The 12,447-nt window shown below is 41.2% G+C and carries 12 protein-coding genes; 5 read left to right on the forward strand and 7 right to left on the reverse strand.

Annotation, left to right across the window (positions count from 1 at the left end):
* The 3 genes from P20311_RS04660 to P20311_RS04670 form a co-directional block, all read right to left on the reverse strand.
* On the reverse strand, nt 1-213 hold a 213-nt coding region (locus tag P20311_RS04660), incomplete at its 3' end, for an AlpA family transcriptional regulator (protein WP_036984859.1).
* A gap of 330 nt (nt 214-543) precedes the next feature.
* On the reverse strand, nt 544-1,809 hold the full coding sequence (locus P20311_RS04665) for a type II toxin-antitoxin system HipA family toxin (protein ID WP_008110230.1): 1,266 nt from the start codon (nt 1,807-1,809) through the stop codon (nt 544-546).
* Nucleotides 1,806-2,111 (reverse strand): helix-turn-helix domain-containing protein, encoded by a 306-nt coding sequence (locus P20311_RS04670; protein WP_036984862.1) that lies wholly within the window; start codon nt 2,109-2,111, stop codon nt 1,806-1,808. Before P20311_RS04670 ends, P20311_RS04665 begins: the two co-directional genes overlap by 4 nt.
* 317 nt (nt 2,112-2,428) lie before the next feature.
* On the opposite strand from P20311_RS04670, the gene P20311_RS04675 reads away from it, so the two are divergent.
* Nucleotides 2,429-3,757 carry an ATP-binding protein gene (locus tag P20311_RS04675; RefSeq protein ID WP_008110237.1) on the forward strand — a complete coding sequence of 443 codons (1,329 nt, stop codon included), beginning with the start codon at nt 2,429-2,431 and terminating at the stop codon, nt 3,755-3,757.
* Between the two features lie 134 nt (nt 3,758-3,891).
* On the opposite strand, the gene P20311_RS04680 is transcribed toward P20311_RS04675, so the two are convergent.
* From P20311_RS04680 to P20311_RS04695, 4 genes are read right to left on the reverse strand one after another with little or no spacing between them, the layout of a single operon-like run.
* Nucleotides 3,892-5,016 carry a hypothetical protein gene (locus P20311_RS04680; RefSeq protein WP_008110239.1) on the reverse strand — a complete coding sequence of 375 codons (1,125 nt, stop codon included), beginning with the start codon at nt 5,014-5,016 and terminating at the stop codon, nt 3,892-3,894.
* Between the two features lie 10 nt (nt 5,017-5,026).
* Nucleotides 5,027-6,031: a YecA family protein gene (locus P20311_RS04685; RefSeq protein ID WP_008110241.1), complete on the reverse strand. Its 1,005-nt coding sequence runs from the start codon at nt 6,029-6,031 to the stop codon at nt 5,027-5,029.
* Nucleotides 6,032-6,049: 18 nt separating this feature from the next.
* Nucleotides 6,050-7,399 (reverse strand): type II toxin-antitoxin system HipA family toxin, encoded by a 1,350-nt coding sequence (locus P20311_RS04690; RefSeq protein WP_036984864.1) that lies wholly within the window; start codon nt 7,397-7,399, stop codon nt 6,050-6,052.
* Nucleotides 7,389-7,679 (reverse strand): helix-turn-helix transcriptional regulator, encoded by a 291-nt coding sequence (locus tag P20311_RS04695; protein WP_008110245.1) that lies wholly within the window; start codon nt 7,677-7,679, stop codon nt 7,389-7,391. Before P20311_RS04695 ends, P20311_RS04690 begins: the two co-directional genes overlap by 11 nt.
* Nucleotides 7,680-8,199: 520 nt before the next feature.
* Here P20311_RS04695 and P20311_RS04700 point away from each other — a divergent pair.
* The 4 genes from P20311_RS04700 to P20311_RS04715 all read left to right on the forward strand — a co-directional run bounded on the left by P20311_RS04700 (nt 8,200) and on the right by P20311_RS04715 (nt 12,362).
* Entirely contained in the window at nt 8,200-9,447 is a 1,248-nt protein-coding gene (locus tag P20311_RS04700; protein WP_008110250.1) for a site-specific integrase, read from the forward strand.
* 474 nt (nt 9,448-9,921) lie between these two features.
* On the forward strand, nt 9,922-10,815 hold the full coding sequence (locus P20311_RS04705; protein ID WP_008110252.1) for a hypothetical protein: 894 nt from the start codon (nt 9,922-9,924) through the stop codon (nt 10,813-10,815).
* Nucleotides 10,816-10,828: 13 nt separating this feature from the next.
* Nucleotides 10,829-11,704 (forward strand): nucleotidyl transferase AbiEii/AbiGii toxin family protein, encoded by an 876-nt coding sequence (locus tag P20311_RS04710; protein WP_008110254.1) that lies wholly within the window; start codon nt 10,829-10,831, stop codon nt 11,702-11,704.
* Complete coding sequence (locus tag P20311_RS04715; protein WP_008110255.1) at nt 11,691-12,362, forward strand: PP2C family serine/threonine-protein phosphatase; 672 nt, start codon at nt 11,691-11,693, stop codon at nt 12,360-12,362. Before P20311_RS04710 ends, P20311_RS04715 begins: the two co-directional genes overlap by 14 nt.
* The last annotated feature ends 85 nt before the right edge of the window (nt 12,363-12,447 follow it).

Here is a 12,447-nt window from a genome sequence, read left to right on the forward strand (position 1 = left end):
GCGGGTTTCAATCCACTGGTCGATATCGCTTTCTAACCAGCCCACGGCACGCGCACCAATACGAATGGAACGTGGAAATTCACCGTTGGCCATCAGGGCATAAATGGTGCTGCGGCCAAAGCCTGTTTTGGCCTTTACCTCGGGCAAGCGCAAAATCCGCTGCTGACGCGCTGGGTGTGTTGATGTGGTGGATGATTGTGTAGTTGGGTTCATCGTTTGCTTCCTCACTGATCTGTTAAGTTCAGTTAGGAGTTTGCCAGTACTAAACGGACGCAGTAGGCAGATAAATGCCCAGATCGTGCAGCTTTCTGAGGGTACAGGTAGCTAGTTGCCCCAGTTTGTAGATAGTGCCCCAAATAATAATTGTTCTGTGGGCAGGGTTGGTGCGTGGCTAAGTGGCGTGAACTAAGGCTTTGCCCAAACTGCCCCAAAAGCCCAAGGGATGAGCGAAGTGTTAAAACACATGGAGTATGAGGCAAAGCATAAAGTGAAACTAAAACTTCTTTATCTGCTGAAAAATGAAAATATAGTTTCACTGACTCATTAAACGTTAAACGCTGATTGTTTCATGGCTTGCTCCGCTCGGCTGATCCCTAGCCGCTTAGCAACGGTTTGCCATTGCTTAACCGCCATTAATACTTCATCGTAAATTTGCGTGGCTTGGGTTTGCGAAAGTCTGAAGAAGTCTTTCACATCAAAGGCTAGCTGGTAGTCTAAAGCGTTGTCTGCATCGGTAATATTCAGATGCAGGCCATGCTTACCCACTATCGGGTTTAAATCATAAGCAGGTGATAACTTCCAGCCATTCTTTGTTAATAAAAACCCATGGTTACGCAGGTGATCATCCGTGTTGGACACCGCAATATTAAACACGATTCGACGCCATAACTGAGCTAAATCAGCTGCTGTTTGTGCACCACAATTGGAAATAAATTCAGCAATCTCTAAGTAGCTGGCACCTTGAGATTGTTCACCATCATACTTTTCGCTTTCAAAATAGCGAAGCTGTGTCATGGCCGATGAAAAATGCAGCCGCTTTTCACCGTCGCGGTCAAACCGTTTGGTTAAAAAGGTATGGTGCTGTGACGAAAATTGCTTGATCTCACTTGGAAACATGTGAACACCTGCCGCAAGAGCCAATTCATAACAGACCATCTCCCATGCGCCCACGTCATGGGTATCATTTAGATTGGGAAACTTGGCAATCCACAAGTGGCCTTGTTCATCTGTGACACAAGCCTTGGGCCTTGCACCACCTAATGATGAGCCTGGAGAAATCAGCATTTTCAACCAGCGGTAATACTCGTCACTGTCGATGTTATCGTCTTTTTCAATCTGCATTGCTGCGTGCTCTAGCTCTCGCAAAGAAGCCATTGGTGGCGCAGCAAACTCAGAGTTGTCGTCCAAAAAAGCATCCGAGCCTACTCGCTTAAATCGAATCCCCCCCATCCGATAAGAGTCATGTACGCCCAGCAGGTAATCCAATTCGTTTAATCGACTTGTTGCTCGAATGCCTTTGCGCGCCTCAATCGCCGCACGCCGCTGCATTAAAATACGCCCCCATCTATCAGGCGATGAATCAAGAAATGCGCGAAAGTTTTTATCGGCTTCATCGTTATAGAGTTCACCGGAGTGAAGCGTTAGGATTGGATCAATTTGCAAGCGATAGGCTGAGGTTAAAAATGCTTTATCGTAGGCAAAACTAAATACGCCACCTCGGCTTGAATCACTGTGAGCAAGCAGCCCAATTAGCAAAGGCGCTTCAATTGGCTGCCAGTCGGCATAGACTTCGACGATTTCACGGCTCATTTTGAACCTTCCAGCAATTTTATGTTTTGCAGCTTGATACCCACTTCATCATGAGCGGCCATTTCTGCAAAGTTGCTTTCCATGCCAAGAACAGCCATCACTTTTAAGTAAGTGCCTATGGCAACGCCCGGATCACCGGCGAAGACTTTATTCACGGTTTTATGATCAAAACCAGTACGTTCACACAGTAGCTTTTTTGTAAAACCACGTCGTTTCATCGCCAACAGCAAGTCTTCACCAAAATGCGTCAGGATTTTGCGCTGCTTTGGAAACAGTACATTGTGTAAGTCACGCTTAGCCATATCACCAACCAAAGGGACTATATTCCCACTATTTAACCGTTAATGGGAATATAGTCCAACTTTGAACCCCAAGCAACTCCAACAATTTACATATAGGACTATATTCCCACTTTACTCAATATAATTGGATTTATATCCCACCTTTAGGTTTAGCTTGCGCGTTGGCCAAGGCGATGAAATGGATCCCTGAATGCCAAAAGTTGCGGATTACACTTTTATGCGCATAAAAATGTATAATTACACACTTTTCTGCGCGTTAAAGTGTAGACTGAGTTATACTACAGGCAGTTAACAGTCTTAATTGGCGGGAAATGACAATGCAGCGCAACTTACTAAACGCCCTAATAGCATGGAAAAATCAACCGGTGCGCAAGCCATTATTGATCGATGGTGCAAGACAAACAGGTAAAACCTATCTGCTACAAGAGATATTTGGGAACACCTTTGCCAACATCCTTCGTATCGACTTCCTTGAAAACCCTGCCTACAAAGAAGCGTTCGATGGCTCTCTGTCACCTGACGAGCTAGTAATGAACATTGAGTTGTTAACCAACCAAGCGTTCAACCCAGAAACCGATCTGCTGATATTAGATGAAATTGGCGAATGTGAACGTGCCGTTACCTCACTAAAGTACTTTGCTGAAAAAGCACCGTCCTATTTTGTCGCTGCCAGCGGCTCGAATATTGGTTTGCTCAACACCTTCCCTGTGGGCAAGGTAGAACAATACAATTTACGACCACTGACCTTCCAAGAATTTATTTACGCATCCAACGAGCAAGCGCTGATCAAAGCGTTTGATAGTCAAGCAAGCACACCGGCAGTACACACCAAATTGATGGACAAACTCACTGACTACTTTTTTACTGGTGGTATGCCGGAAGCCGTTTCTGCTTGGTATCAGTATAAGGATTCAAGCATTCTAGAGCGTGTTGAAAAAGTCACAAAAATTCATGCCGATTTAGTGGAAGGTTATCGCCGCGATTTTGGTAAGTACGCGGGCAAGGTCGACGCCACACTGATTGAATCGGTATTTAATAGCATTCCAGCCCAGCTATCACTTGTCAGCGATGAGTCGGTTAAACGCTTTAAATTTAAGCATGTGCATGAGCGTAAATCTCGTTATAGCGATTTTGAAACCGCGATCCATTGGCTTAACTGCTGCCGCTTAGCTTTGCCAAACTACCCTATTGAAGGATTGCCGAAATCTCCGTTAGCGGCCTATAAAAAAGAAAATATGGTGAAACTGTTTCTGTTTGATGTGGGCCTGCTTAATCATATGCTCGGCAGCAGTTATAAAGAAATTAAGCAACAAAACTATGATCTCTCTGTTTATAACTACAGAGGCTATGTGGCTGAAAACTTTGTGCAACAAGAGCTCACTGCTATTGGCGTTGACCCAAGCTATTCATGGAATGACGCCCGCGCCGAAATCGAATTTATTTTGGCGACCGATGAAGGCGATATCGTCCCTGTGGAGGTCAAAAGTGGTAAACGTACAAGAGCAAAATCGTTGGCATCCTACGTTGAAAAATGTACTCCAAGTAAAACCTTTAAGTTAACGGGTACACAAGGCTCATACGCATTAGAGCAAACCAATATCGTGATGCCTTTGTATTTCACGCAGTATTTACCACAGAGATGGTAAAAGCGCGTTGCTTAGACCCCGAGGTCTACACAAAGTGACTTCATAGGTAACAATTTGTAGACCTTTGGTGGGCTTACAACCTTCCATTAACCCTCAATCAGTTTTTGCTAACGTCATTTGGCCAGTCTCTTGCCTCATCGTTTAAGCAAATCACTCAAGCGATTTAACAGCGCTTTCCGGCTATTATTCGCCACAACAAAGCGCTTAAAACGTTGTTCAAACACCGCTTCATCCGCTTTGAACTGATAGGCCTCAAACAGCTGATGCAGATAGCGTGATGCCGCATCGTAACCACTGGCGCAAGTTCGATCCGCTTGCTCTTGTGATTGCTGCCAGTAGTGCTCACGCCGATTGTAGATATCCGTCAACGCTTTTTCTTTTTCCGCTTTTTCGATAGCTAATTTTTTTGCGAGTGCTGCGGCTTGCTCTTGCTGTAATTGGCTTTGCGCTTGCTCAATAAAAGGAGAAATGACGGCGGAGGTTAACCAGTATTGATAGATCTCGTCTGTGTTGACAGGTTCTTTTCGCGTCAGCGCTAAGGCTTGGTGACGGGTTAGCTGGCCTTGCTCAAACAGCGCGCGTAATAGCGTGTCTTTCTCTGCTTGCGAGAGATTATGGATCCACGCATCAAGCGTAAGCTGAGTTTGTTTGGCTTGGTGACTGGGTTGTTCGCTCAGCACCATGGCGAGCGCCTTAACCAATGCTAAGGGAATATCATACAGCGCAGCAAACGCCTGCTCCTCTTCACTGAGGTGCTCAAAATCGAATTGAATTAACGGCACTCGCTCAACGTCATCATTAAAATCAAACATTTTGAGCCACATAAAGTACACAAGGCGCCAATCCCCTTGCATTAACCCGCTGCGTAACCCAGCTAAATGCTGGAAAAATTCGTCGGCATGCTCATCGTCAAAATATTCGTCATACTCCTCAAGGGAAAAAATCAGCAACTGCCACTCATCGTTTTCGTGAACATGAAGCCCATCACTTGAAAAGCCAAGTAACGCATCAGGAAGCGTTCCTGCTGGTAGCTTGATGTAGGCATCGATTGAGCCCCAATCGGCATAGTAAAAACCGATATCAAAGTATTTTAACATCAGCTCAAAAGGCTCTGCCTTTAAGTCACTGTAGGTGTAATACACCTGAAAGGCCGTAGCGCTGATCTCGGCACGGCTTGAAATGGCTCTGAGTGCTTGACGTGCTTTAGCATCTAAATACCCATCCAGACACTCAAATTTATAGTATTGATATTCGCTCACGATGACCTTGCTATGTATTTATTGTGAATTGAAAAGTTTGTTTCAATAAAGGCAGTACCTGTACCGTCCTACCAACTGATTCCGTGTTTAAAAAACTTCTTGGATCAAGGGTCACAAATCCCCAAAACTGTAAAAATCGCTCAATAAACCGTGATTCGATGAGTATGCTTAAGTTTCTTTCCGGCGAGAAGTAATCATCTGCTGGGAAACCCTGTAGTAAATCTGGGAAAGCCACTTTCACCTCTTCAACCAGCAGATCTACACTACTGTGGCTTTGAATACGCCACAGCATAAACAGCCAAAAGGTTCGCAAGTCGGCATCAAACTCAAAACCGTCCAAATAGCCCCAGTTATATTTGCTGATGGCGGCTCCTAACATAGGTTTAAAAAATGCTTGTATACCTGCCACCTGATACTGCTTTTGCGCTGATTTTTTCACATGGTAGCGGCCGCTACGTCGATAAATAATACCGCTAATTTCGGCAAGCACTCGGGTGTAGTGCAAAGCATTAAACTTGTCTTCGTTGCTGCCCGCAAACTCGCTGATACTAATGTTACGTTCGAATTGAGCAACGGCAAATTCGGGCAATAACTCACTGGCCTGTTTGACTAATTTAGTCGGTAAGTTGCCTTTAGTTGTGGCTTTGAAGGAGCCTTCTTGCGCCATGGCATCATCAAGAATGAGCGCTAGATAACGCATCACAGGGCTGGCAGAAAGAGAGTCGGGAGTGCTGATTGTCACCCACTGTAATTGATCAAAAGGCGCATAAAGCCAATTGGCCATTTGCGTTGGCGTCACGCCACAAAAATCGGGATTAGGCTGATTATTGCGATCTTGCACTTTGTGTTGCAATGCGGCATTGAGTTCATCAAGGCTCAAATTTGGGTTCATTGCCAGCATGGTTTCAACATCATCGAAAACTTGGGCATGTTGCTTGGAAACGCTGCTCATACAACAACGTTTAAATTTTTTACCACTGCCACAATGGCAAGGATCGTTTCGGCCGAGCTTCATTACTACCCCTTCTTTTTGTTATTGAAAAAGCGCTGCATTTTCCTGTCGGCGCAGCTCCAGTGTTTTAGTAATCGCAGACACTGTTGTTTTACTGATCCCTTGCTGCTGTGCAAGATAACTAAATTGGCTGACGGCTTCTGCAACTTCTTCAATGACTTGCTTTGCCTCATGCCAATTCGCAAAGCCTGCACTGGTCGCTAGTTTTTGCATCACCTTAAGCGGTGGCGCTTTACCATAACCTCCGAACGCAGTGGCGTGTTCGTTAAATGGATGTGGGCTGAAAGTAACATCGTAAAAAGGGGCAGGATCCCATTGACCGTCATCCGCTTGCAAGAACGCCCAGTTTTTACTGTGGTCGTCTTGATTAGACGACAGCAGGTTAAAAATGGCACGGCGAAATTGCAGCTGCCCAGCGGCTGGCGATTTACACAACTGACGGCTGGCTTTAATTAAATCAATGTAATCTAAACTTGGCGTTCGAAAGTCTGCATCCAGTAGCCCGCAAGCGCTGTGCATATGCAATCGACCTGAACTGCGATTGCCGCTTAAATTGGTCTGCTCCGTGACATAATCAAAACGCTTAAGCGCCAACCAGGCAGACGCACCGCTTGTAGGTGGTGCTTCAATGAGTTGCCATAGCGGTGGTTGACACTTAGCAAGTTCTGCCATTTGTAAATAAACTGCCTCGCACAAACCTTCTTCATGCCCGAGCGCGAGATTTTTAGAAGTAAATTTAATCAGCCAGGCCTCATCTCCAGGCAGAGCAAAGGTTCGACAATGCTGAGTTTCTCCAGCAGGCATATAAATCTGCGCCTTTGGTCTTGCCCCACCCGAACTACCTCCGGCGACTAATGCGGCCAACACCTGTTGCGTATGCCCATCTAACTCATCGTGATTATCATCCATATAATCTGACATCGAAGAATCGAACAGCGTTTGTGCTTCTAAGCCTAACGTCGCTAAATCAATATCCGCGTGCGTGGTGGCTGAAAACTCAGACACCGGAGAAAAAGACAATGCTCCCATGCCTTTATCACCGACAAAGGCCAGTCTATCCATCGCCGTTAATTGATTAGGTAGGATACCCTTTTGCCGGAAAATACGATCTTGTAACAACATGCCCCAGCCATCGGGCAAACAATCTCCAAATACGCCATGTACACCTTGGTGCGGCGCTTTAGGTGCGGCTTGAACTAGCGTATTCGCTTGCAAGGTAAACGGTGATAAATTGCCAAACTGCTGCAAATAGTCGTCAGTATACTGAAAAAAAACGCCTTCCCGATTCTGCGCCAAGACTCCAACTGATATCTGCTCACCTGAGCTTAGCGTACGAGTAACATTAAGCTTCTGAATCGGTTTAAAACTCATCTTTTAGCACCTCATCAATACTCGTGGGTATAGCAGCGCGTTCTTTGCTAAGTTGCGTGAGCTGATAAAGCCTATCTAGCGAATCAAGTGTCTGCCATAGCAACAGCAATTGACGAAATGAAATTTGCCCGGTCAGCTCAAATTTCTTAATGGTGGCCGCAGGTACGCAGCTTCGCTCAGCAAGCGCCGCTCGTGACAGCTTTGCCTGCTTTCGTAACTCACGTAAATAAGCCGCATAGGCGTGGCTTACATCGGTATCATCAAGTAAGGTAAATTTCATCCGCAAAGGCCAAATGGATACAGTCATATCCATTATAGCGAAATAAAACAGAAAGTGGATATTATTGTATCCATTATTAAATAAAGTGTTGAAAAAATTACTCGATAAAGCCCTTCAAAACTGCTATGTTTTAGCTCTAACAGCAGCATAAAAACGACACTGTTTTTCCATTGCTAACCACTAAGATTTAGTAAAAGCCATAGGCAAGTGGTGGGCAGTTTGGTGGGCAAACAGGCATTTTTGAACGGTTTCTTTTCGATAAATCATTGATTTTGTTATGGTCTAACCCGCTACTCAATGAGCAAATTCAAAACATCGAATAACATCCTTTCACTACGTGAGTAATTAAGAAAATAAGCCAAGAAGCCTTGTTTTTAATGGGCTTCAGGCTGTTTTCATAACACCTACCTGAAAAGCTGAATCAACATTTTACTACCATTTTTGCAAAAAAGTGGCACAAAAGTGGTGATTACTAGCTACATCCAAAGCCATTCATTTTTTATTTAATTAGGAAAAGTGAATGAAGCAAATATCAGAATCTGAAATTAAACGATTAGTTAAACTAGGTGATAAGTCATTTATCAGAGTTTTTGACTGTCTATATTTAAGAATATCCTCTACAAATCGGGCAACTTGGAATTTCCGATTCCAATCTCGAGGAAAGCGAATGCAGATGAAAATAGGAGTTTATGGCGAAAGAAATAGCAAAACTTTAATGGACGTCAGTAATGCCATTAAAACTGCAATAGATTTAAAAAATAAAAGCTTAAATGGAGATAACCCTAAGCTAGATTTAAGAAGAAAAAAATTCTATGAAATTGAAACTGTGGAGGATCTAGCAACTCTTTATTTACTCAATAAAAAGGACAAAATTAGAACTGTTCATATATTGGAGAGGCTTTACTTTAAAGAAGTTCACCCGTTTATTGGTCATATGCTTCTAAAAAAAATACACCCTTTTGACATATATGAAGTCATTCAACAAGTTTTAAAGTCAGGGCGAAAATCTATCGCCAATAAGACTCTTCATTTGTGCAAAAATATTTTTAAACTTGGTGTCAAAAACCAAATAATTGAAATGAATCCAGCAGCTAATTACTCAACCAAGGAGGATGCCGGAGGAAACTCAAGACCTAGAGATGTTGTTTTATCTCTTGAAGAGATAGAAATTATGTTCGATGTTTTTCGTGAGTATCCTAAAAAAGTCCCTGAATCAACATACATTGGATTTACTATTTTACTCGTACTTGGGTTAAGAAAAATGGAGCTTTTCTCTGCAAAGTGGGTTGATGTCGATTTGAAGCGTCAGTACTTTCATCTTTATGAAGATAATACGAAGTCTAATAAGTCGTTAGCTGTCCCAATACCTGATCGATTGATACCACAATTTAAGAGGCTAAAAGTATTGGCAAAAAACTCTGAATTCCTTTTTCCAGCTAGAAAACAAAGTAAAAGAGGTTATATATCAGATGATACTGTAAATCACACTTTGGCGGACCTATTTGGTAAAGTGATTAGCAAGAGGAAACCTAGCCCAAATGTTTTAGGAATAGCTGGAGTTACTGATTTTGTAGTTCATGATCTTAGAAGAACTTGCCGAACTCTTATGGCTCAAATAGGAATACGGGAAGAAGTAGCAGAAAAGTGCCTTAACCATAGTTTTGGTAATCTAGTCAAAACATACAATAGGTATGAGTATAAAGAAGAACGAAAGGAAGCACATGAAGCACTTGCTAATTTGATATTGCCATTAACAATAACTAAATAACACCTCTATTGTACGATGCTTGCGTCCTAAGGACGCAAGCATCGTACAAATGGAGTGAGTTGTCAAGTTGATTTTATTGGCCATAAAGGGGGAAATTAAGTATCAAAATTTGACTTACGCACACTGTTGATGTATAAGTCCTAAGGACTTATACATCAACAGCTAATGGTTTTTTAAAAGTAATTAGCTGTTGGATGCCCTTCGATATAAGTTAATAAATAACACCTCTTCAAAGAACACATTTCTTCATATATTTCTACAACTAAATTTTAAATCAACATCGCCTACTATACTAACGTCCTTAGGACGTTAGTATAGTAGGCTTAGTGTGTTTTGTCAAAAAAATAAAAAATATAGATACAACAGTTCATTAAGCAGTAGTTAATTTATAACTTTCTAACAAAAGAACTTGACATACAAGATAAACAACTGTATAAGTCCTAAGGACTTATACAGTTGTTATACAGGGTGATTATGGAAACGATTCCTTTAAAAGAAGCATTAAGACTTTCTATTATTAATATTCACAATAAACCAGTCATTACAGAGTTTGAAATCACAAAGTATTTGTATCGACTTTATAAAGAAAAAGAATATAACGGCATTAAAATAGGAAAGATCTCTAAGAACGAACCTGATTCTTTTGTAATCCGAAACAATCTTACAGATCTCATATCTTTAGGTGTTATTCAGCAAATTCAGTCCCTTCCTGTATATAGCTTAACAAGCCATTCGTCCCCCTCTGCTCAACAAGTTGCTTGTTCAGCTAACCCATTCAGTTATGTTGCCTATTTAAGTGCAATGGAGGCTCATGGTTTAACAGATAGGATTCCTAAATCACTAGAGATGATAACCTGCTCAGCCAATAAATTTAAAGAACTAGCAAATGAGCAAGTAAGTATTGAGTTTCCTAATGCGCTAGAAAAAGACCCTATTACCCCTAAAAGAATTATTAGTTTGCCAAATATTGATGGAAAACGAATTGAGTTTCATCAAAAGAAAAACTTTAAACTACCTAAAGAAAAGCAGAATTCGAACGGTGTGAAAATGCCTTCAATAGGAGACACTTTTTTAAGTATGTTACAAGAGCCAGAGCTATGTGGTGGCTTTAACCATGTTTTAGAAGTATTTGATGAGTACGCTGAAGAGTATTTGCCATTAATAACTAGAGCTATAACCAAAAATGGAACCTCTATGGATAAAGCTAGAGGAGGATATATTTTGGAGGAACTTTTAGGGCTTTCGCATAAATCTATAGAAGAATGGAAAAAGAGCGTAAAAAGAGGTGGATCGAGAAAGTTAATTGCATCTAAACCCTACATTAACGTATTTTCTGAAACATGGTGTATATCTTTAAATAATAAATAAGGAAGTAAATTGAATGGAATATGATGTAGATCTTTGGGTAGCCGATGCGCCTCAGGACCGAAAGGAATTTAGACAAGCTGTTCATACAATATTGCATGCAATTTCTGAAAGCGAATACCTCAAGCCAAAAATGATAATTAAAGGCGGTATGTTAATAGGTATTAGGTATAAAAGCGATCGATTTACTGAAGACATTGATTTTTCTACTTCTGAAAAGTATCAAGATATCAATACTGAAGAGTTCCAAAAAGAGCTAGAAGATGCTTTGCTAGTTGCATATGACGAACTTCAATATGGAGTTAGATGTTCAGTACAATCTTTAAAAGTTCAACCGAAAAATCAAGCTGAAGAAGCAACCTTTCCTTCACTTAAACTTAAGATCGGATATGCCAGTGACTCCAATGCTGCTGCAATGAAACGGTTAGAAGCTGGTCATAGTGCTAATACTGTAAAAATAGATTATAGCTTTAATGAAATAACCCATAAAGTTGATGACCTAGTTATAGATGATGGTTCAGTTCAAGCTTATGGCTTTGAAGATCTTATAGCTGAGAAGTATCGCTCAATGCATCAACAAGTTGTTAGGAAAAGGAGTCGTCGACAAGATGTTTATGACTTACATTATTTACTTAACAATTCTTCTACCCCTACCGAAGAAGAGAAATTAAACATACTTATTTTTCTGTTTGAAAAATCTGTAGAGAGGCTTCCTGATGGTTTCATCAACCAAACTTCACTGAATAATGCAGAAATAAAGACCCGCTCCCAACACGATTACCATTTATTGGCTAAAGAAATAGAAGGTGAGTTACCTGACTTTGAAGAAGCTTTTGCTCAAGTGAATGCATTTTACGAGTCTTTGCCATGGGATCAGTATGTTAGTCAATAGCTTAAATTTCTCAGCCACGGGTGCTAGAAATAACCAACTTGATCGAATTGGATATTTTAAAGGGGAAAATTGGTCTGTAGCGTATATATTAGATGGGCTAGTCGAATTAACTCCTCATTTTGTAGATTGTGTTGATAGTAATTTAAAAGAAGCATTTGGCGCGTTAGGACAGTCGATATCTATTAAAATATTACGGGATTTAGCTATAGAGGCAATCAGTAACAATATTGTTAATGAAGGAAAAGCTAGTATTGCTTTGGTCATTTCTGTTGACGACCAAGTTTTAATACTTACCGCTGGAGATACACGGGTGTATTTTTTGAAGGAGCGAACTCGAACCATCGATCATTCAAGAACACAGGAGTTGATTTCAGCAGGAAAGCTCAATGCTGCACTTTTAAACAAAAATGCCTTTAGAAAATATCTCACCAAACGCATATATAAAGACATGGATGAAATTGAGCTAGAAGAGTTAATCCACAACGAAGTATCAGAAGGTAGCATGTATGTAATATGCTCTGATGGCTTTTGGAGTGGCTTTGACAATGACGAGGAAATCTATGATTTCAACGTTACAACTTTAGATTCCTATTTAGACTCTTTATCTGATGAAAACCTATCTGATAACACAAGTGTAATACTATTGGAAAAGGGATAAATATCTAGAGTTCTATACAAATGATTGGCTTTATTATTTTTTAATTATTCTAGCCAATCTTTGTTAATTAATGGTTCCGAAACTA

Source organism: Pseudoalteromonas sp. BSi20311, assembly GCF_000239875.1.
GTDB lineage: Bacteria > Pseudomonadota > Gammaproteobacteria > Enterobacterales > Alteromonadaceae > Pseudoalteromonas.

Coding starts and splice junctions, on each gene's coding strand:
- P20311_RS04665 (WP_008110230.1), bottom strand. CDS start 1,809: ATGAGCCGTGAAATCGTCGAAGTCTATGCCGACTGGCAGCCAATTGAA.
- P20311_RS04670 (WP_036984862.1), bottom strand. CDS start 2,111: ATGGCTAAGCGTGACTTACACAATGTACTGTTTCCAAAGCAGCGCAAA.
- P20311_RS04675 (WP_008110237.1), top strand. CDS start 2,429: ATGCAGCGCAACTTACTAAACGCCCTAATAGCATGGAAAAATCAACCG.
- P20311_RS04685 (WP_008110241.1), bottom strand. CDS start 6,031: ATGAAGCTCGGCCGAAACGATCCTTGCCATTGTGGCAGTGGTAAAAAA.
- P20311_RS04690 (WP_036984864.1), bottom strand. CDS start 7,399: ATGAGTTTTAAACCGATTCAGAAGCTTAATGTTACTCGTACGCTAAGC.
- P20311_RS04695 (WP_008110245.1), bottom strand. CDS start 7,679: ATGAAATTTACCTTACTTGATGATACCGATGTAAGCCACGCCTATGCG.
- P20311_RS04700 (WP_008110250.1), top strand. CDS start 8,200: ATGAAGCAAATATCAGAATCTGAAATTAAACGATTAGTTAAACTAGGT.
- P20311_RS04705 (WP_008110252.1), top strand. CDS start 9,922: ATGGAAACGATTCCTTTAAAAGAAGCATTAAGACTTTCTATTATTAAT.
- P20311_RS04710 (WP_008110254.1), top strand. CDS start 10,829: ATGGAATATGATGTAGATCTTTGGGTAGCCGATGCGCCTCAGGACCGA.
- P20311_RS04715 (WP_008110255.1), top strand. CDS start 11,691: ATGTTAGTCAATAGCTTAAATTTCTCAGCCACGGGTGCTAGAAATAAC.